The 19,182-nt window shown below is 57.0% G+C and carries 19 protein-coding genes; 12 read left to right on the top strand and 7 right to left on the bottom strand.

Annotated features, from left to right (window positions below):
* From WFM46_RS12930 to trpS, 6 genes are all read left to right on the top strand, one after another.
* A partial coding sequence (locus tag WFM46_RS12930; RefSeq protein WP_442913459.1) for a 3-dehydroquinate synthase family protein occupies positions 1-319 on the top strand: 319 nt, incomplete at its 5' end.
* Between the two features lie 92 nt (positions 320-411).
* Positions 412-1,680: a cell division protein DamX gene (gene damX, locus WFM46_RS12925; RefSeq protein ID WP_336997760.1), complete on the top strand. Its 1,269-nt coding sequence runs from the start codon at positions 412-414 to the stop codon at positions 1,678-1,680.
* A 67-nt stretch (positions 1,681-1,747) separates the two neighbouring features.
* Entirely contained in the window at positions 1,748-2,560 is an 813-nt protein-coding gene (dam, locus tag WFM46_RS12920; protein ID WP_103177300.1) for an adenine-specific DNA-methyltransferase, read from the top strand.
* 41 nt (positions 2,561-2,601) lie between these two features.
* Positions 2,602-3,279, top strand: a complete 678-nt coding sequence (gene rpe / locus WFM46_RS12915) for a ribulose-phosphate 3-epimerase (protein ID WP_336997759.1) — start codon at positions 2,602-2,604, stop codon at positions 3,277-3,279.
* Positions 3,272-4,033, top strand: coding sequence for a phosphoglycolate phosphatase (gene gph / locus WFM46_RS12910; RefSeq protein ID WP_103177298.1), 762 nt, complete (start codon positions 3,272-3,274; stop codon positions 4,031-4,033). The genes rpe and gph overlap by 8 nt, the downstream gene beginning before the upstream one ends.
* On the top strand, positions 4,026-5,030 hold the full coding sequence (gene trpS / locus WFM46_RS12905) for a tryptophan--tRNA ligase (protein ID WP_103177297.1): 1,005 nt from the start codon (positions 4,026-4,028) through the stop codon (positions 5,028-5,030). The genes gph and trpS overlap by 8 nt, the downstream gene beginning before the upstream one ends.
* A gap of 92 nt (positions 5,031-5,122) precedes the next feature.
* On the opposite strand, the gene WFM46_RS12900 is transcribed toward trpS, so the two are convergent.
* The 5 genes from WFM46_RS12900 to nirB form a co-directional block, all read right to left on the bottom strand.
* Positions 5,123-5,293, bottom strand: a complete 171-nt coding sequence (locus WFM46_RS12900; protein ID WP_032614785.1) for a YhfL family protein — start codon at positions 5,291-5,293, stop codon at positions 5,123-5,125.
* A gap of 134 nt (positions 5,294-5,427) precedes the next feature.
* Positions 5,428-6,801 carry a siroheme synthase CysG gene (gene cysG, locus WFM46_RS12895; RefSeq protein ID WP_336997758.1) on the bottom strand — a complete coding sequence of 458 codons (1,374 nt, stop codon included), beginning with the start codon at positions 6,799-6,801 and terminating at the stop codon, positions 5,428-5,430.
* 11 nt (positions 6,802-6,812) lie between these two features.
* Positions 6,813-7,622 (bottom strand): nitrite transporter NirC, encoded by an 810-nt coding sequence (nirC, locus tag WFM46_RS12890; protein WP_103177295.1) that lies wholly within the window; start codon positions 7,620-7,622, stop codon positions 6,813-6,815.
* Positions 7,623-7,781: 159 nt separating this feature from the next.
* Positions 7,782-8,108 carry a nitrite reductase small subunit NirD gene (gene nirD, locus WFM46_RS12885; protein ID WP_103177294.1) on the bottom strand — a complete coding sequence of 109 codons (327 nt, stop codon included), beginning with the start codon at positions 8,106-8,108 and terminating at the stop codon, positions 7,782-7,784.
* Positions 8,105-10,648 (bottom strand): nitrite reductase large subunit NirB, encoded by a 2,544-nt coding sequence (gene nirB, locus WFM46_RS12880; protein ID WP_103177293.1) that lies wholly within the window; start codon positions 10,646-10,648, stop codon positions 8,105-8,107. The genes nirD and nirB overlap by 4 nt, the downstream gene beginning before the upstream one ends.
* A 240-nt stretch (positions 10,649-10,888) precedes the next feature.
* Between nirB and WFM46_RS12875 the strand changes: the two genes are divergently transcribed.
* Entirely contained in the window at positions 10,889-12,205 is a 1,317-nt protein-coding gene (locus tag WFM46_RS12875; protein ID WP_336997762.1) for a cytosine deaminase, read from the top strand.
* 3 nt (positions 12,206-12,208) lie between these two features.
* Here WFM46_RS12875 and tsgA read toward each other — a convergent pair whose 3' ends face one another.
* A complete protein-coding gene (gene tsgA, locus WFM46_RS12870) occupies positions 12,209-13,393 on the bottom strand; it encodes an MFS transporter TsgA (protein ID WP_103177291.1) in 1,185 nt (394 codons plus the stop codon).
* 278 nt (positions 13,394-13,671) lie between these two features.
* Here tsgA and ppiA point away from each other — a divergent pair, with 278 nt between their 5' ends.
* From ppiA to argD, 5 genes are all read left to right on the top strand, one after another.
* Positions 13,672-14,244 (top strand): peptidylprolyl isomerase A, encoded by a 573-nt coding sequence (ppiA, locus tag WFM46_RS12865; protein WP_180209776.1) that lies wholly within the window; start codon positions 13,672-13,674, stop codon positions 14,242-14,244.
* Between the two features lie 108 nt (positions 14,245-14,352).
* Positions 14,353-14,520, top strand: coding sequence for a YhfG family protein (locus WFM46_RS12860; RefSeq protein WP_336997757.1), 168 nt, complete (start codon positions 14,353-14,355; stop codon positions 14,518-14,520).
* On the top strand, positions 14,510-15,112 hold the full coding sequence (locus tag WFM46_RS12855) for a putative adenosine monophosphate-protein transferase Fic (protein WP_336997756.1): 603 nt from the start codon (positions 14,510-14,512) through the stop codon (positions 15,110-15,112). Before WFM46_RS12860 ends, WFM46_RS12855 begins: the two co-directional genes overlap by 11 nt.
* Before the next feature lie 30 nt (positions 15,113-15,142).
* Positions 15,143-15,706 (top strand): aminodeoxychorismate synthase component 2, encoded by a 564-nt coding sequence (gene pabA, locus WFM46_RS12850; RefSeq protein ID WP_336997755.1) that lies wholly within the window; start codon positions 15,143-15,145, stop codon positions 15,704-15,706.
* Between the two features lie 87 nt (positions 15,707-15,793).
* Positions 15,794-17,014, top strand: coding sequence for a bifunctional acetylornithine/succinyldiaminopimelate transaminase (gene argD / locus WFM46_RS12845; RefSeq protein WP_336997754.1), 1,221 nt, complete (start codon positions 15,794-15,796; stop codon positions 17,012-17,014).
* A gap of 76 nt (positions 17,015-17,090) precedes the next feature.
* On the opposite strand, the gene WFM46_RS12840 is transcribed toward argD, so the two are convergent.
* Complete coding sequence (locus tag WFM46_RS12840; RefSeq protein ID WP_336997761.1) at positions 17,091-19,178, bottom strand: YccS/YhfK family putative transporter; 2,088 nt, start codon at positions 19,176-19,178, stop codon at positions 17,091-17,093.
* Between the last annotated feature and the right edge of the window lie 4 nt (positions 19,179-19,182).

Genomic DNA, 19,182 nt, shown 5'->3' with positions numbered 1-19,182 from the left:
GGGCTACGGTAACTGGCTGCATGGCGAGGCCGTGGCGGCAGGGATGGTGATGGCCGCTCGCACCTCGGAGCGTCTGGGTCAGTTCAGCAAGGCGGATACACAACGCATTATCACGTTGCTTGAGCGTGCCGGGTTACCGGTGACGGGACCGCGCGAAATGTCAGCGCAGGCCTACTTGCCGCACATGATGCGTGATAAAAAAGTATTAGCAGGCGAGATGCGTCTGGTACTCCCGCTTGCAATCGGAAAGAGTGAAGTTCGTGGCGGTGTGCCGCACGATGTCGTTCTTGGCGCTATTGCTGATTGCCAGCAAGCGTAACTATTAGAAAGGTCCGGCTGCGGTAATACGTAGCCATTTTGCTTCAGGTGATGTGCAAAGTCGTAGGCATAAGCCTTTTAGTGGGGTGTTAAATGGATGAATTCAAACCAGAAGACGAGCTGAAACCCGATCCCAGCGATCGTCGTACTGGTCGTACTCGCCAATCTTCAGAACGCGATAACGAGCCGCAAATCAACTTTGATGAGGTCGATCTGGACAATGACGATCCTCGTCCTTCGCGTGGCCGCGCCGCCCGCGAGGAGCGTGAAGAAGAGGATTATGAGTCCGAAGATGATTCAATGGACGAAGCGCCCGTACAGCGTCGCCCGCGCAAGCGTAAGGCCGCTGCGGCGAAACCCGCTTCCCGCCAATATATTATGATGGGCCTGGGGGTGCTGGTCCTGCTGCTGCTGATTATCGGCGTCGGCTCCGCACTGAAAGCCCCGTCCACCTCGCCTGCAGAACAAACTGCTTCCGGCGAGAAGAGTATCGATCTTTCCGGCAGCGCTGCCGACCAGGCAAATGGCTCGCAGCCAGCGCCAGGCGCTACCTCCGCAGAGAATACGCAGCAGGAGATCTCTCTGCCGCCTGTTGCCTCCACGCCGACTCAGGGCCAGTCTCCGGCTACTCCTGAAGGCCAGCAGCGCGTTGAGGTTCAGGGCGATCTGAATAACGCCCTGACGCAGCCGCAGCGCGAGCAGCAGGTTAACAATGTAGTGGTGAACTCCACCCTGCCGACCGAGCCTGCGACCGTAGCGCCAATCCGTGGTGCTACCGGGCAACAGCAGACGGCGGCGGCAGAATCTGCGCCACGTCAGACTAAACCTGCGCAGCATCAGGAGCGTAAGCAGGCGGTAATTGAGCCGAAGCGTGAAGCGAAGCCGCAGCCTGTTGCGAAAGCAGAAGCGCCAAAAGCAGCCGCGCAGCCGAAGCACACTGAAACGGCAACCAGCGCCCCGGCGAAAGCGCCTGCGACAACCGCGACGGCACCGAAAGCAACGCCAGCGCCGACCGCAACAGCATCGACGCCAGCGGCGAGCGCCCCGGCGGCTTCTGCCAGCACCGGTAAATCGACAGGGAACGTAAGTTCACTGAAGTCTGCGCCGTCCACCAACTACACGTTGCAGCTGAGCAGCTCTTCCAGCTATGACAACCTCAACGGCTGGGCGAAAAAATCGAACCTGAAAAACTTTGTTGTCTATGAGACCACCCGTAACGGTCAGCCATGGTATGTGCTGGTAAGCGGTGTGTACTCATCGAAAGACGAAGCAAAACGCGCGGTTGCCACACTGCCAGCCGACGTTCAGGCGAAAAATCCGTGGGCGAAGCCGATCCGTCAGGTTCAGTCCGATTTGAAGTAATCTGTGAAGCGCAGGATGCTGTCGGAGCTTTCTCCACAGCCGGAGAAGGTGTAATCAGTTAGTCAGCATGAAAAAAAATCGCGCTTTTTTGAAATGGGCAGGGGGGAAATACCCCCTGCTCGATGATATTCAAAAACACCTGCCAGACGGCGAGTGTCTTGTCGAACCCTTTGTTGGTGCGGGCTCGGTATTTCTCAATACCAACTACTCCCGCTATATCCTTGCGGATATCAACAGCGACCTGATCAGTCTTTACAACATCGTAAAAGAGCGTACCGATGAGTACGTCGATGAGGCGCGCAAGCTGTTTACGCCAGAGAACAACACTCCGGACGTTTATTATCAGCACCGCGCTGAGTTTAATCAGTGCCAGGATAAGTTCCGCCGTGCGCTGCTGTTCCTCTATCTTAATCGCCACGGTTACAACGGCCTGTGCCGGTATAATCTGCGTGGTGAATTCAACGTGCCGTTTGGCCGCTACAAGCGTCCCTATTTCCCTCAGGCCGAGCTGTATCACTTTGCTGAAAAAGCGCAGAATGCAGAGTTTTATTGCCTCTCGTATGAAGAGTGTATGAACCTTGCTGACGTCAATTCGGTGGTTTACTGTGACCCCCCGTACGCACCGCTGTCTGCTACGGCGAACTTTACCGCTTATCACACCAACAGCTTTAGCCCTGCCGAGCAGGCGCATCTGGCGGGGATGGCGGAAAAGCTGGTCAGCAAAAGTATCCCGGTGTTAATTTCGAATCACGATACGCCCGATACGCGCGAATGGTACAAGGCCGCGGAGCATTTTCAGGTCAAAGTCCGGCGCAGCATCAGCAGCAACGGCGGCACACGTAAAAAGGTGGACGAACTGCTGGCACTCTATCTGCCCTGAGCCGTTTCGCCCGCCGTTAAACAAAGTTCAAGGAGATGCGGATGAAACAGTATTTGATTGCACCCTCAATTCTTTCGGCTGATTTTGCCCGGCTGGGCGAAGATACCGCGAAAGCACTGGCTGCCGGTGCGGATGTCGTTCATTTCGACGTTATGGATAACCACTACGTGCCTAACCTGACCATCGGCCCGATGGTCCTGAAGGCGCTGCGCAATTATGGCGTGACCGCACCGATTGACGTGCACCTGATGGTAAAACCGGTCGATCGCATCGTGCCAGATTTTGCCGCCGCGGGTGCCAGCATCATCACCTTCCATCCTGAAGCCTCCGAACACGTTGACCGTACGCTACAGCTGATCAAAGAGCACGGCTGTAAGGCGGGCCTGGTCTTCAATCCGGCCACGCCGCTGAGCTACCTGGATTACGTCATGGACAAGCTGGACGTGATCCTGCTGATGTCCGTTAACCCGGGCTTTGGCGGGCAGTCTTTCATTCCGCATACGCTGGATAAACTGCGGGAAGTACGTCGCCGTATCGACGAGTCTGGCTTTGATATCCGCCTCGAAGTGGATGGCGGCGTGAAGGTCAGCAACATCGGCGAAATCGCGGCGGCGGGGGCAGATATGTTTGTCGCGGGTTCGGCTATTTTCGAACAGCCGGACTACAAAAAAGTCATTGATGAAATGCGCAGTGAACTGGCGAAGGTAAGTCATGGATAATTTGCAGGCAATTCGGGGTGTTGCATTTGACCTCGACGGTACGCTGGTGGACAGCGCACCGGGTTTAACCGCGGCGGTCGATCAGGCGCTGTACGCGCTGGAGCTGCCGGTGGCGGGCGAAGAACGTGTGGTGACGTGGATCGGTAACGGGGCTGACGTGCTGATGGAGCGCGCGCTGACCTGGGCGCGCCAGGAGCGTGCTGTTCAACGTGCGGCGCAGGGCAAGCCGGGTGTCGATCATGCAGACATCCCTCAGGAAGAGCAGGTGCGTATCCTGCGTAAGCTGTTTAACCGTTTTTATGAAGAGACGGTGGAAGAGGGCAGCTTCCTGTTCCCGGATGTGGCCGCTACGCTGAGCGCGCTGCATGCTCAGGGTCTGCCGCTAGGGCTGGTGACCAACAAGCCGACGGCGTTCGTCGCCCCGCTACTGGAAGCGCTCGATATCGCTCACTATTTCTCGGTTATTGTCGGCGGCGACGATGTGCAGAACAAGAAGCCGCATCCGGAACCGCTACTGCTGGTGGCAGGAAAATTATCCTTACCGCCTGAAGCGCTGCTCTTTGTGGGTGATTCGCGCAATGATATTCTGGCTGCCAGGGCCGCAGGCTGCCCGTCCGTTGGCCTGACTTATGGCTATAACTACGGTGAATCCATTACGCTGAGTGAGCCGGATTTTGTCTTCGACCACTTCAAAGATTTGTTGCCCGTTCTCGGGCTTTCGCACAGTGAAAATCAGGAATTGAAAAATGACTAAGCCCATCGTATTTAGTGGCGCACAGCCCTCAGGTGAACTGACCATTGGCAACTATATGGGTGCGCTGCGTCAGTGGGTTGGCATGCAGGATGATTACCACTGCATTTATTGCATCGTGGATTTGCACGCTATCACCGCGCGTCAGGATCCTGAGAAACTGCGTAAGGCCACGCTGGATACGCTTGCGCTCTATCTGGCCTGTGGTATCGACCCGGAGAAAAGCACCATTTTCGTTCAGTCTCACGTGCCGGAGCATGCGCAGCTGGGCTGGGCGCTGAACTGCTACACCTACTTTGGCGAACTGAGCCGCATGACGCAGTTCAAGGACAAATCGGCCCGCTATTCGGAAAACATCAACGCCGGTCTGTTTGATTACCCGGTGCTGATGGCCGCTGACATTCTGCTCTACCAGACCAACCAGGTGCCGGTGGGTGAAGATCAGAAGCAGCATCTGGAGCTGAGCCGCGATATCGCCCAGCGCTTTAACGCGCTGTATGGTGATGTCTTCAAAGTGCCGGAGCCGTTTATTCCGAAGTCCGGCGCCCGCGTGATGTCCCTGCTGGAGCCGACCAAAAAGATGTCCAAGTCGGACGATAACCGCAACAACGTTATCGGCCTGCTGGAAGATCCGAAAGCGGTGGTGAAAAAGCTCAAGCGTGCGGTGACCGATTCGGACGAGCCGCCTGTGGTGCGTTACGACGTGCAGAACAAAGCGGGCGTCTCTAACCTGCTGGATATTCTCTCTGGCGTGACGGGCCGTACCATTCCGGAGCTGGAGCAGCACTTCGAAGGTAAGATGTATGGCCATCTGAAAGGTGAAGTGGCTGAAGCGGTTTCCGGCATGCTCACCGAGCTGCAGGCGCGCTATCACCAGTTCCGCAATGACGAAGCTTACCTGCAGAAGGTGATGAAAGAGGGCGCCGAGAAGGCCAGCGCACGCGCCTCAGAAACCCTGAAAGCGGTCTACGAAGCGATTGGGTTTGTGGCGAAGCCTTAAGCTTGTTTGCCGGGTGGCGGCTTCGCCTTACCCGGCCTACGGGATATAAAAAAACCGGGAATTTCCCGGTTTTTTTATTGCCTGTGAAACGATTACTGATTTGCTGCCGGGCCGCAGCCACCGATGATCTTAGAGATGGAGATCGCCGGGTGCAGCAGGTAATCGTAGCTGCAGTTATTTTTGGTGTTTTGCACATGGCCAGTGCACGCCGTCAGGGTTGTTAAGATGCCTGCAACCAGGGCAATCTTTGCCAGTTTGAACATAACGCTTCCTTGTCTGTAACGTGAGGGAATATATAGAAAATGTGCTTTCGCGGAAGGTATGTTATCGACAGCGTCAGGAGAGGAGTAGTCCATTACAGGACTACTCATTTAGCGGGGAATATGTTCAGCCTGGCTTAATGGTTTGAAAACCAGTTGAGTTTGTCACGCAGCGCCACCACGCGACCCACCACGATCAGCGCCGGGCTTTCAACCTGCTGCGCCAGCTCGCCCAGCTGGGTTAATACGCCGCTGACCACGCGCTGTTTAATCGATGTGCCGTTCTCCACCAGCGCAACCGGCATTTCTGCATCCATGCCATGTTCAAGCAGTTTCGCCTGTATCGTCGCCGCCTGGTTCAGCCCCATATAGAAGACCAGAGTCTGTTTTTCTGCGGCCAGGTTATGCCAGTCCAGCTCGCTGCCGGTTTTCAGATGGCCGGTAACCAGACGTACGCTCTGGGCGTAATCGCGATGGGTCAGCGGAATGCCGGAATAGGCGGAGCAACCGGAGGCTGCGGTAATGCCCGGCACCACCGAGAAGGGAATGCCCGCTTCGCATAGCGTCTCCAGCTCCTCGCCGCCACGCCCGAAGATAAACGGATCGCCGCCTTTCAGCCGCACCACGCGTTTACCCTTCTGGGCTTCACGCAGCAGGATCTGGTTAATCTCTTCCTGCGGAACGCAGTGATAACCTGCGCGCTTGCCGACAAACACCCGGTCGGCATCCCGGCGCACCAGGTTCATAATGTCGTCAGAGACCAGGCGGTCATAGACCACGATATCCGCCTGCTGGATCTGCTGCAGCCCTTTCAGGGTTAACAGGCCGGCATCACCCGGACCGGCACCCACCAGCACCACTTCGCCCCGGTGATCGAGCGGGGCATTGATCAGTTGCTCGGTGGTTTCATCCACGGCCTTTTGATCCTGATTCGCCAGCGACTGCGCCAGCCGGTCGTTCACAAAGAATTTTTCCCAGAAACGACGGCGTTCGCCCACGGTGGCAAACTGCTTTTTCACACGGCTTCGCAGCTGCCCCGCATAGTGGGCCACCTGGCCTAAATGCTGCGGCAGAATGGCTTCCAGCTTTTCACGCAGCAGGCGCGCCAGTACCGGCGAGGTGCCACCGGAGGAGACAGCGACCATCAACGGCGAGCGGTCGATAATCGACGGCATGATAAAGCTCGCCTCTTTCGGCGCATCCACCACGTTGCAGAAGATCCGCCGCGCTTCACAGGCATCGCTAACGCGCTGGTTAACCGCATCGTCGTCGGTGGCGGCGATGGTCAGCCAGCAGGTATCGAGCAGCGTTTCGTTGAACTCACCCTCAACGAGGGTGAGCATCCCTTCCTGCGCCCACACGGTGAATTGCGGGGCGAAGTCGAGGGCGTTGACGGTCAGTCGGGCACCTGCGTCTAACAGCAGGCGGGCTTTGCGTTCAGCCACATCGCCACCACCTACGAGCAGGCAGTCACGATTGCGTAATTGACAGAATATTGGCAGGTGATCCACGACATTACCTCTTACTGGTTGGCTTTCGCCTGAACGGTTGCGATGGTTGCAGGAGTCGGACGCTCCGCTTTAGGGGTAGCATACCAGTAACCCCAACCCATAAATACAACCCCGGAAAGGGTATTGCCAAGCGTTACCCACAACAGGTTATGGCCGATACCTGACAGGGTATACGCTTCGCTGTGGTGACCGAACCAGGAGAGGGCAAACAGCGTCATGTTGGCGATGGAGTGTTCGTAGCCAGAGGCGATAAAGGCCAGCAGACACCACCAGATAGCGATGAACTTCGCGGCGCCGTCAGTACGGATTGCCATCCAGATAGCCAGGCAAACCAGCCAGTTACAGAGCGCGCCTTTAAAGAAGAGCACCATCGCCGGGGCGGTAGTTTTTGCCAGCGCGACGGTGTGCACAAGGCTGGTGTCGACCGGCAGCAGGCTTCCGCCGCCCCAGCTATACAGCAGCGCGACAAACACCGAGCCCACCAGGTTGCCGAGCCAGGTCTGCGGCAGAATGCCCCACATCTGGCCCTGAGTGATGGTGCCCGCTTTGACACCCAGCGTCAGGAACATGGTGTGACCGGTGAACAGTTCAGAGCCAGCAATAATAACCAGGGTTAATGCGATCCCGAAGGTGGCGCCCATCACCAGCGGACGCACAGACGGGTCGACGAGGTTACCAAGAGTGAAAATTAAAATGATCCCCAGGCCGACATAGGCGCCCGCCATGGCGGAGCTGATCCAGAAGCCGAGAGGACTGTTTTTACTGAGGCGTGCAATCCGGGCAGCGTTAGCCGCACACTTATTGATGGTGTCTGTAAACATTTGATTATCCAGAATAGTAATGAAAGAAAGAATAAATACGTTGTAGGCCGGATAAGGAGCCTGCTCCGCCATCCGGCAACTGCCCGGCGGCGCAGCGCTTGCCGGGCCTACAACATCAAAATCAAAACAAATAGCGGGGGCATTGCGCCCCCGTTTCAATCAGCCTCTCAGCTGCACCTTGCCGTCCTTCACGCGAACGTCATAGTGTTTAACGGAGCGGGTTTCGTCTTCCATACAGTGGCCGTCGCTCAGGCGGAAGCGCTGCTTTTTCAGCGGGCTGGCAACCCACAGCTCCCCCTGATGCTCAGCGATAATCCCACGGGAAAGCACGCTGGCCTCAAAGAACGGGTCGATATTGCTGATGGCAAAAACCTGTTCGTCGTGGCGCGGACGGAAAATGGCAACCTGTTCATGACCTAACAGCGCACACACACCGGTGGCAGGCAGGATCTCGTCGATGTTGCAGATGTTTACCCACTGGCTCATACGTTTTCCTCCACCAGCATCACCGGAATACGTTCATACGGCGTTGCCGGGCGATGTTGCTCGCGCTCAGGCACGACCTGCACGCTCGGATCGCGCTGGTTGCTGTTGATAAAGTGTTTGAAGCGAACCTGCGCCGACGGAGTGTTGACGGTTTCTGTCCATTCGCAAATCACGGCATCGCGCAGGCGAGCCATCTCTTCTTCCAGCGTCGCGTTCAGGCCGAGCTTGTCGTCGATGATGACGGACTTCAGGTAGTCGATGCCGCCTTCCAGGTTATCCAGCCACGGCGCGGTACGGGTCAGTTTGTCCGCGGTACGGATGTAGAACATCATGAAGCGGTCGAGGTATTTGATCAGCGTTTCACGGTCGATATCCGCCGCCAGCAGGTCTGCATGGCGTGGTTTCATCCCGCCGTTACCGCAGACGTACAGGTTCCAGCCTTTCTCAGTAGCGATGATGCCCACATCTTTACCCTGCGCTTCGGCACATTCACGGGTACAGCCGGAGACGCCGAACTTCATTTTGTGCGGGGTACGAATGCCTTTGTAGCGGTTTTCCAGCTCGACGCCGAAGCCGACGCTGTCGCCCACGCCGTAACGGCACCAGGTGCTGCCGACGCAGGTTTTCGCCATACGCAGCGCTTTGGCATAGGCATGACCGGTTTCGAAGCCCGCTTCAATCAGCTGACGCCAGATTTCCGGCAGGTCATCTTTCTGCGCACCGAACAGGCCGATACGCTGGGAGCCGGTGATTTTGGTGTAGAGGTTAAATTCGCGGGCGATGCGGCCGACCGCCACCAGCCCTTCCGGGGTGATTTCGCCGCCGGCAGAGCGTGGGATCACCGAGTAGGTGCCATCTTTCTGGATGTTCGCCAGGAAGTTGTCGTTGGTGTCTTGCAGCGGCGTGTGCTGTGGTTTGAGCACATACTCATTCCAGCAGGAGGCCAGCAGAGAACCGACGGTCGGTTTACACACTTCACAGCCATAACCCTGGCCATGTTTTTGCAGCAGCTCGTCGAAGGATTTGATGCCTTCCACGCGGATCAGGTGGTACAGCTCCTGGCGAGAGTAAGCGAAGTGCTCGCACAGGTTGTTGTTCACTTCGATACCCTGTTTCGCCAGCTCGGCGTTGAGCACCTGGGTCACCAGTGGGATACAGCCGCCGCAGCCGGTACCGGCTTTGGTTTCCGCTTTCAGCGCCGCCACGGTGTGGCAGCCTTTGTTGATGGCAGAAATCAGCATGCCTTTGGTGACATCGAAGCAGGAGCAAATTTGCGCGCTGTCGGGCAGCTTATCGACACCGATAGAGGGTTTGCCGCTGGCCGCATGAGCAGGCAGGATCAGCGCATCCGGGTTCTCCGGCAGTTCGATAGCGTTCAGCACCAGCTGCAGCAGGTTGCCGAAATCGCTGGTGTCGCCCACCAGCACCGCGCCGAGCAGGGTTTTGTTATCTTCGCTGACGATAAGACGTTTATAGACCTCTTTGCTTTCGTCGAGATAGACGTAGCTGCGGGAGTTTGGCGTACGGCCATGCGCATCGCCGATACCGCCTACGTCCACGCCCAGCAGTTTCAGCTTGGCGCTCATGTCCGCGCCTTCGAAGGCGTTTTCATTGCCGAGGATATGGTCAACGGCGACCTGCGCCATTTTGTAGCCAGGGGCGACCAGACCGTAGACGTGGTTTTCCCAGCTGGCGCACTCGCCGATGGCGTAGATATCCGGATCGGAGGTCTGGCAGGTAGAGTTGATCATGATCCCGCCGCGCTGGGCAACCGCCAGGCCGCACTGGGTGGCCAGCTTGTCGCGCGGGCGAATACCGGTGGAGAAGACGATAAAGTCGACTTCCAGCTCGCTGCCGTCGGCAAAGCGCATGGTTTTACGCGCCTCGGTGCCTTCCTGCACGATCTCTTTGGTATTTTTGCTGGTGTGAACTTTCACACCCATGCTCTCAATTTTGCGTTTGAGCTGCTCGCCACCCATGTGGTCAAGCTGCTCTGCCATCAGCATCGGGGCAAATTCGATGACGTGGGTTTCAACGCCTAAGTTCTTCAGTGCGCCAGCGGCTTCGAGGCCGAGCAGGCCGCCGCCGACCACCGCGCCGCGTTTACTGCGACGGGCGCAGGATTCGATGGCGTTGAGATCTTCAATGGTGCGATAGACGAAGCAGTCCTGGGTTTCCGAGCCTTTGATCGGCGGGATCCACGGATAGGAGCCAGTCGCCATGATCAGCTTGTCGTAAAAAACCGTGCGTCCCGCACTGGAATGAATCACTTTTTCCTGACGGTTGATGGTGATAGCGCGCTCGCCCACCAGCACCTTCACGCCATGTTTCTCGTAAAAACCTTCGCGCACCAGAGAGAGCTCCTCGGCGGTGTGGTGAGAGAAATAGGAGGAGAGGTGCACGCGGTCGTACGCCTTACGGGGTTCTTCACAGAACACGGTAATGTCGAACTGGGCGGCATCGGCTTTATCGAGTAGATCCTCAATAAAGCGGTGACCGACCATGCCGTTACCGATAATAGCGAGTCTGACTTTGCTCATTTTTGCCTCGATTTCTTTTCTATTACTGCCTACCTTAACGATTCAGCAACGGCGCTTATTGATGCAAATCAAATACGCCTTCAACTACTCCTTAGTGGGTAGATGCCTGATTTGTCAGGTTTTTTATAAGTCATGGAAATCGCAGGCTTTTCATAATCGATGATTATGTGTACAAATCAGGAGGCTAATTTTTAATTTCAGCTACTCCTGAATTTCAGCCCCCATCTTAGGGAGAATATGATGTCTACAGCACCGCTTTGGCTTATTCAGAACGTCCGTTTACCGGGCCGTGAAGGCTTTTGGCAACTGGCTATTGAGAACGGTCGTTTTGGCGAAATCACCCCGACGGGCGAAAAGCAGGTTGAGAGCTATGAAGTGTTGAATGCCCGCGGAGGGTTAGCCATTCCGCCTTTTATCGAACCGTATATCCACCTGGATACCACCCAGACCGCAGGTGAGCCGAACTGGAACCAGTCCGGGACGCTGTTTGAAGGCATAGAGCGTTGGGCAGAGCGCAAAGCGCTGCTCAGCCATGAGGATGTTAAAGCCCGGGCCTGGAAAACCCTGAAGTGGCAGATCGCCAACGGCATCCAGTTTGTACGCACCCATGTGGATGTCTCCGATCCGACGCTGACCGCCCTGAAAGCGATGCTGGAAGTGAAGCAGGAGGTCGCCCCGTGGGTGACGCTGCAGATTGTGGCCTTCCCGCAGGAAGGGATTCTCTCTTACCCGAATGGCGCGGCGCTGCTGGAAGAGGCCTTAAAGCTCGGGGCGGATGTGGTGGGCGCCATCCCGCACTTCGAATTCACCCGGGAGTATGGCGTCCAGTCCCTGCATATCGCCTTTGAACTGGCGAAGAAGTATGACCGGCCGCTGGATATTCACTGCGATGAGATCGACGATGAACAGTCACGGTTTGTCGAAACGGTGGCGACGCTGGCGTATGAGGCCGGGATCGGCCCGCGCGTCACTGCCAGCCATACCACCGCCATGCACTCTTATAACGGGGCTTATACTTCGCGGCTGTTTCGTCTGCTGAAGCTCTCCGGGATTAACTTTGTGGCCAATCCGCTGGTGAATATCCATCTGCAGGGGCGCTTTGATGATTATCCGAAGCGGCGCGGCATTACCCGCGTGAAGGAGCTGCTTGAGGCGGGCGTCAACGTCTGCTTCGGCCATGACGACGTGTTTGATCCGTGGTATCCGCTGGGCACCGGCAATATGTTGCAGGTTCTGCATATGGGGCTGCATGTCTGTCAGATGATGGGGTATCAGCAAATTGATAGCGGACTTAACCTGATCACCCATAACAGCGCCAGAACGTTTGGGCTGAGCGATTACGGTATTGAGACGGGGAATCCGGCGAATCTGGTGATTCTGCCCGCGGAAAGTGGCTTTGAGGCGGTGCGTTGTCAGGTGCCTGTGCGCTGGTCGATTCGTCAGGGCAGGGTCATTGCCGCCACGCAGTTAGCCCAGACCTGGGTTCAGATGGACAGCGGTGGGGAAGAGGTATGCTTTACCAAAAACAGCCCCTTTACTGAGCGCAAAGGGGCATAAGGATTAGTGCGTCGCTGCCGCCGCGTTATGCTGGCGGTGGCGGGTGACGAAGCCCAGCACCAGGCACATTACAAATACCACGGCATAAAGACCATTGGCGGTGTGTAACGCTGCCAGCGGGCCGCTGTGCGCCACAATCGGGCCGGTTACCACGAAGGTCAGCATGGTGCCGATGGTGCCGCAGGTCAGCACGAAGTTAACCAGCTTCGGCGAAGCCACTTTGGTCTGCAGGGAGCCCAGAGTGATGATCGAGGTGTAAATGGCGCTGGAGAAGAAGCCGAGCGTCAGGATAAACCACGGCATCTGCTCCGGAGAGCCGTTGATAAACAGGTACATCAGCACGGTGGCGGCGCCCGCCAGCACGGTGAGGATCCGCTGCAGATCGAAGAAGCGCAGGATAAAGCTGAACGCCCACATGCCGAACATGTAGGACATCCAGAAGTCACTCACCAGCTTACCGGCATCGTTCAGGCTCATCCCCAGACCTTTGGCATACTCCGGCACCCAGGAGATAAAGCCCAGTTGACCCAGGATGTAGCAGAGGGCGGCGATGGAGAGGAACAGGACACCAATCCCCCATTTTTCTTTCACCACCGGCTCGCTGGTGGTCTGCGCTTTTTTGCCCAGGACCGGGAAGTCACAGCCGAAGGTCAGAATAAAGATCGCCACGTAGACCAGACCAATGCAGGCGTAAACCCAGTACCACTCAATGCTGCGGGCCAGCAGCGCGGCGGCCACAATCGGGAAGATCATCCCTGCCATGCTGAAGAAGGAGTCGGTGAAGAGCAGTCGCGCGCCGCGCTGACGGCCTTCATACATGTGGGTGATGAGGAAGGTACCAATCGACATGGTGATGCCGCTGACCAGACCCAGCACAAACATGGCGGCGGAGAACAATGCGATGCTATGGCTGAGCATCAGACCCGCCACGGCAAGCACCATCAGCACAAAGCCAAAACGCAGCTGGGTTTTCAGTGGGACGATTTCCATCAGCCAGGCATTGAGAAAAATGGAGATCAGGATCCCGGCGTTAAGAAAGGTGAAGGTGTTACTCATGCTGGAAACGGGCAGGTTGAAATAGTCTGCGATATTTCCCATCACCATCCCGGTGACAATTACCAACGCACCGGTGAGGGCGTAGGAGAAGAAGCTGATCCATGTGAGCTTGATACGATTGCTGTTAGTCATGACTGGCCTGTGAAGAGAAGTGTAAAGCGCATTGGCTGCGCTGCGAGCGGCCAGATTTTAATCGTGAATGTGATCTAATTAAATCTTTTAGGTCAAATTAATCATTCATTGCATAATAAATAGTGATATTAATCACGTTAATGGTGCTGGCACGACTTTGCCGGGCGGTTACATCTGTTTCAAATAGGTAAAATTAGGTAAAGGGCTGGCCTGGATTCATACTGCTCTTTAGAATCAAGCCATTCGCTTTCTTTACTGCGCTTTGTTAAGGAATTCTCATGCTCAAATCAACTCTGGCGGCTGTCGCGGCTGTATTCGCTCTTTCAGCCCTCTCTCCTGCTGCGCTGGCAGCGAAAGGAGACCCGCACGTTCTGTTGACCACCTCTGCCGGCAACATTGAGCTGGAACTGAATAGCCAGAAAGCTCCCGTTTCTGTGAAAAACTTCCTCGATTATGTCAACAGCGGTTTTTATAACGGCACCACGTTCCACCGTGTGATCCCAGGCTTTATGGTGCAGGGCGGCGGCTTCAACGAGCAGATGCAGCAGAAGCAGCCAAACCCGCCAATCAAGAACGAAGCGGATAACGGCCTGCGTAACACCCGCGGCACTATCTCCATGGCGCGTACCGCCGATAAAGACAGCGCAACCAGTCAGTTCTTCCTCAACGTGGCGGATAACGCCTTCCTCGACCATGGCCAGCGTGACTTTGGCTATGCGGTATTTGGTAAAATTGTGAAAGGCATGGATGTAGCCGATAAAATTTCTCAGGTGCAGACGCACGACGTCGGCCCTTACCAGAATGTGCCGTCAAAACCGATAGTTATCCTCTCCGCGAAAGTCCTGCCTTAATCCTTAAAGGCGCGGGCAAGTTTTGCCCGCGTTGCCTTTACCTCCCTGCGAAACCGCAGTTTGCTGCTTATACTTGTGGCAACACGGGCACAAGCAGGGAGGAAAAGGGTGAAAAAACTCACTGATAAGCAAAAATCCCGTCTTTGGGAACAACAGCGAAACGCGAATTTTCAGGCCAGTCGCCGTCTTGAAGGCGTCGATAGTCCCTTAGTCACGCTCAATGCCGACGAGGCAGAACTGCGTGTTGAGGAGCTCAGGAGGCAGTATGAGCGATAAATACGGCAACGATCGCGATCCCTATCTCTATCCCGGCCTGAATGTCATGCGTAACCGGCTGGGCATCCGCCAGGCGGAGCGTCTGGCGCAGGCGGCGTATGAATTTACCGCACTGCGAGCGGCAACCCTGGGGCTGGGGCCGCTGCTGCGCGGCCTCCCACATCTGTGCGCCATTCATCAGCATATCTATCAGGATATCTTTGACTGGGCGGGTGATATTCGTGAGATGGATATTTACCAGGGCGATACCCGCTTCTGCCACTTCGCCTACATCGAAAAAGAGGGCAACGCCCTGATGCAGGATCTGGAGGAGGAGGGCTATCTCGTCGGGCTGGAGAGAGAGGAGTTCATTAACCGCCTCAGCCACTACTATTGCGAGATCAACGTTCTGCATCCGTTCCGCATCGGCAACGGTATTGTTCAGCGCATCTTCTTTGAGCAGCTGGCGATCCATGCGGGCTACCAGCTTGACTGGCGCGATATCGATCCGGAAGAGTGGGCGCAGGCCAACCAGAGCGGTGCGATGGGGGATCTGAGCGCGTTGAACGCAATCTTCAGTAAAGTGGTAAGCGAAGCCGGGGAAACTGAGTAGAATAGGGCGGCCATTTTTTCAGGAGCCGCCATGATTCTGCTGATTGATAACTACGATTCCTTCACCTGGAACCTGTACCAGTATTTTTGCGAGCTGGGGGCGGAGGTGGTGGTCCGGCGCAACGACGCACTCTCGCTGGAGGATGTCGCTGCGCTCAATCCGCAAAAAATCGTTATCTCGCCCGGCCCCTGCACGCCGGATGAGTCTGGCATCTCGCTGGCGGTGATCCAGCGCTATGCCGGTAAAGTGCCGATTCTGGGCGTCTGCCTCGGGCATCAGGCCATCGCCCAGGTCTTTGGCGCCACCATTGTGCGGGCCGCGAAAGTGATGCATGGCAAAACCTCCCCGGTGACGCACAACGGCGTCGGGGTCTTCTGCGGTCTGAACAACCCCCTTACCGTTACCCGCTATCACTCACTGATTATCGATCCGCCCACCTTACCCGACTGCTTTGAGGTCACCGCCTGGAGCGAAACGCAGGAGATCATGGGTATCCGTCACCGTGAATGGGATCTGGAGGGGGTGCAGTTCCACCCCGAAAGCATTCTCAGCGAACAGGGCCACCAGCTGCTGGCTAATTTCCTCAATCGTTGATTTTTAGTTGCCATAAAGTGATTTTTTAAGCATATTTCGTGATTATATTTTCACTTCTGCTTTGTGCTTAAAAAAGGGTGGGGTTACATGGCAACTGAACAATCTGCAATTACGCGCGCAACATTCGATGAAGTGATACTGCCAGTTTATGCACCGGCTGAGTTTATCCCGGTGAAGGGGAAAGGCAGCCGCGTCTGGGATCAACAGGGCAAAGAGTACATTGATTTTGCGGGCGGCATTGCGGTGACTGCGTTAGGTCACTGCCACCCGGCGCTGGTCGAGGCGCTGAAAACCCAGGGCGAAACCCTGTGGCACACCAGCAACGTCTTTACCAACGAACCTGCGCTACGTCTCGGGCGCAAAATCATCGAGGCTACCTTTGCCGAGCGTGTGCTGTTTATGAACTCCGGCACCGAAGCCAACGAGACCGCTTTCAAGCTGGCCCGTTATTACGCCTCCACCCGCCACAGCCCGTTTAAAACCAAAATCATCGCCTTCCACAATGCGTTTCATGGCCGTTCGCTGTTTACCGTGACCGTGGGCGGTCAGCCAAAATATTCCGATGGTTTTGGCCCGAAACCGGCCGACATCATCCACGTGCCGTTTAACGATCTGCATGCGGTAAAAGCGGTGATGGACGATCACACCTGTGCGGTGGTGGTTGAGCCGATCCAGGGTGAAGGCGGCGTGATGGCGGCAACGCCAGAATTCCTGCAGGGGCTACGCGATCTGTGCGATCAGCACGAGGCCCTGCTGGTCTTTGACGAAGTGCAGAGCGGCATGGGCCGTACCGGGGATCTCTTTGCTTATATGCACTACGGCGTGACGCCGGACATCCTGACCAGCGCCAAAGCGCTCGGGGGTGGCTTCCCGGTGAGCGCCGTGCTCACCACGCAGGATATCGCGTCGGCATTCCACGTGGGCTCTCACGGCTCGACCTATGGCGGCAACCCGCTGGCGTGCGCGGTTGCCGGGGCGGCGTTCGATATTATCAATACCCCGGAAGTGCTGAGCGGCGTCAATACGAAGCGCGAGCAGTTTGTGAAGCATCTCCAGCAGATCGATGCGCAGTACGATGTCTTCAGTGATATCCGCGGCATGGGACTGTTGATTGGTGCCGAACTGAAGCCGCAGTACAAAGGCCGGGCGCGCGATTTTCTCTACGCCGCCGCCAGCGAAGGGGCGATGGTGCTCAACGCCGGGCCGGACGTGATGCGCTTTGCGCCGTCGCTGCTGGTGGAAAGCCAGGATATCGAAGAGGGGATGACCCGCTTTGCGCAGGCGGTGAAGCGGGTGGTTCAGCAGTAGCTGTGTAGCCGGGCGGCGCTACGCTTGCACGGGCCTACAAGACCGTAGGCCGGGTAAGCGCAGCGCCACCCGGCGTTTAATACGGTGTGCGTTTCAAACGCCGGATCAACCAGATGCCATGATGTGGACGCTGGCGCCAGGCCACCGACGAAATGGTGTGCATAGTATTCAGATGCCCCAGAATGCGCTGCAGATGCTGTTCCAGCGTGCTCATCGGGCCGTGCGTCAGGGTCTCTGGCGCTTCCAGAATATTACTGTCTCCGCTCTCACCCGGCTCGTCATACTCCAGACGCTGCTGACAGCGCTGAAGGGCGATTTCACACGACTGCAAATAACGCTGCGCCAGGTCTGGCGTCAGCATCGTATGCTCCCGCGCCAGGGTCGTCATCGCGTTGATATGCTCGACGATAAACTGGCTGTGCGTCACCCACAGTTTCATATCCGCCAGATAGGCCGAATTGAAGCCCGGCTCCTGCATCGCCTGGTTGAGGGAGTTGAACAGGGCATTGTGCGCCTGGTTGACCTTCATGCGCTGCCAGGCCAGCGGCGTGGGTTGCGGATCGTCGCTGAGGATCAGGCGGATGGCCTCCTGGTCGGCCTCCAGCGCGTCGTGGGCGTTCTGTCGCAGCAATCCGCTCTGCCACTGCGGCCACAGCCACACCATGCCGCCAAAGGCAATCAGGCAGCCAATCAGCGTATCTGCCAGCCGGGCGATAATAAACTGCTCACCATTGAGCGTAATCAGTTGCAGGGTGTAGACCGCGGTCAGCGTAAAGCCCACCGTCGCCCAGCCGTAGTTCTTACGGATGATGAGGTAACTCACCAGCGTTACCAGCAGCATACCCGTCAGGGTATAGCCTTCCGGGACGTGAAGGTGCAGGGTGATCCCCGCAATAATCAGCCCCGCCATCGTGCCGCCTGCCCGGTGGAGGATGCGCACCCGCGTGGCGCTGTAGCCGTTTTGCGTCACCAGCAGAACGGTCATTAAGATCCAGTAAGGCTTAGGCAGGTGCAGCGCCATACCCATCAGGCTGGCGATACTCAGCATGACGCTGATACGTGCCGCATTACGCAGGGCGGCAGACTTTAGCGACAGATAGCTTCTCAGGGCGGGGATCAACGGCAGGCGCTTCTGCTTATCCGCCATCAGGTCACGCGGGTAGAGCGGGCGTTGGGTGCGAAGCACGCGGGCAATACGGCTGAAGTGCCAGGCGGCGAACTGGCCGACCGGGTTATCCGCATGCTGGCGGGCAATCTTCTCCAGCGCGCCGAGCTGTTTGTCCATGTTAAAGCGGGTGGGATAGCGGTGATAGAGAATATCGTCGGCCAGTACCCGCAGCCGGGCGGCGACGGTCTGCGCGTTCCAGCGGATCACCGCTTCAGCGTGGCTGCGCTCGACCAGCTTTTGCACCTCTTGCGGATGATGCAGGCTAACGGAGATATGCTCCTGCAGATCCAGCCCCACCTGGAAGATACGCAGCAGCCGCTTGTATTCATGATTCCTGTTCGCCGCCAGCATATGCAGTTGCTGGTAACACTGACTAATCAGGTCCACCACCTTCTGCTGGCGCGCCAGCAGCGGCGGCAGCGATTTTTCCGGGTCGGTGTGCTGGGTCAGCAGGGTGTATTTGGCTTCACAGTAATCAGCCAGCTGGCGGTAGAGTACGCTCAGGGATTCACGCAGCGGCTGCTCCCGCCACAGCCAGAACCAGAACCAGTTAAACAGCCCGTACCAGAGTGTCCCCAGGGCGTAGATCAGCAGCGGTGCCCAGATCGGTAAATTCCCCGCCAGGCTCAGGGTAAAGATGGCCGCAATCAGCGAGGCGGGCAGCAGGCGGGCGTGGAGGGCGCTGATCTCCGCCGTGACGCCCAGCGTCATCGCCAGGGCGGTCAGAATGAGGGGCAGCGGAATATCGCGCGCCAGCAGCAATTGCACCGCCAGACTACAGCCGGCAAACAGGCAGCCGCCGATCATCAGGCGTTTAAAAAAGCGTTTATGGGGCGTGTCGAGACCCGCAATGTTGCAGCAGGCGGGAACGAGAGAAAACAGAAGGCCGTATTGCAGGTAACCGAGAACTAACCCCACAGCAACAGGGAGACACAGCACCAGGGTTTGCCGTAGTGCGTAGTTAACTTCCGGGTGATAAATGAGCCTGCGCCACATGGGT

This window comes from Leclercia sp. M50, assembly GCF_037150775.1.
GTDB lineage: Bacteria > Pseudomonadota > Gammaproteobacteria > Enterobacterales > Enterobacteriaceae > Enterobacter.
Note: the sequence above shows the minus strand (reverse complement) of the source record. Positions and strands in the feature narration are given on the sequence as shown.

Bases quoted from the DNA above. Each gene is read 5' to 3' on its own strand.
- WFM46_RS12855 (WP_336997756.1), top strand. From the start codon at position 14,510: ATGAGCGATAAATACGGCAACGATCGCGATCCCTATCTCTATCCCGGC.
- gph (WP_103177298.1), top strand. From the start codon at position 3,272: ATGGATAATTTGCAGGCAATTCGGGGTGTTGCATTTGACCTCGACGGT.
- rpe (WP_336997759.1), top strand. From the start codon at position 2,602: ATGAAACAGTATTTGATTGCACCCTCAATTCTTTCGGCTGATTTTGCC.
- nirC (WP_103177295.1), bottom strand. From the start codon at position 7,622: ATGTTTACAGACACCATCAATAAGTGTGCGGCTAACGCTGCCCGGATT.
- pabA (WP_336997755.1), top strand. From the start codon at position 15,143: ATGATTCTGCTGATTGATAACTACGATTCCTTCACCTGGAACCTGTAC.
- damX (WP_336997760.1), top strand. From the start codon at position 412: ATGGATGAATTCAAACCAGAAGACGAGCTGAAACCCGATCCCAGCGAT.
- ppiA (WP_180209776.1), top strand. From the start codon at position 13,672: ATGCTCAAATCAACTCTGGCGGCTGTCGCGGCTGTATTCGCTCTTTCA.
- nirD (WP_103177294.1), bottom strand. From the start codon at position 8,108: ATGAGCCAGTGGGTAAACATCTGCAACATCGACGAGATCCTGCCTGCC.
- WFM46_RS12840 (WP_336997761.1), bottom strand. From the start codon at position 19,178: ATGTGGCGCAGGCTCATTTATCACCCGGAAGTTAACTACGCACTACGG.
- dam (WP_103177300.1), top strand. From the start codon at position 1,748: ATGAAAAAAAATCGCGCTTTTTTGAAATGGGCAGGGGGGAAATACCCC.
- tsgA (WP_103177291.1), bottom strand. From the start codon at position 13,393: ATGACTAACAGCAATCGTATCAAGCTCACATGGATCAGCTTCTTCTCC.
- nirB (WP_103177293.1), bottom strand. From the start codon at position 10,648: ATGAGCAAAGTCAGACTCGCTATTATCGGTAACGGCATGGTCGGTCAC.
- trpS (WP_103177297.1), top strand. From the start codon at position 4,026: ATGACTAAGCCCATCGTATTTAGTGGCGCACAGCCCTCAGGTGAACTG.
- WFM46_RS12900 (WP_032614785.1), bottom strand. From the start codon at position 5,293: ATGTTCAAACTGGCAAAGATTGCCCTGGTTGCAGGCATCTTAACAACC.
- argD (WP_336997754.1), top strand. From the start codon at position 15,794: ATGGCAACTGAACAATCTGCAATTACGCGCGCAACATTCGATGAAGTG.
- WFM46_RS12875 (WP_336997762.1), top strand. From the start codon at position 10,889: ATGTCTACAGCACCGCTTTGGCTTATTCAGAACGTCCGTTTACCGGGC.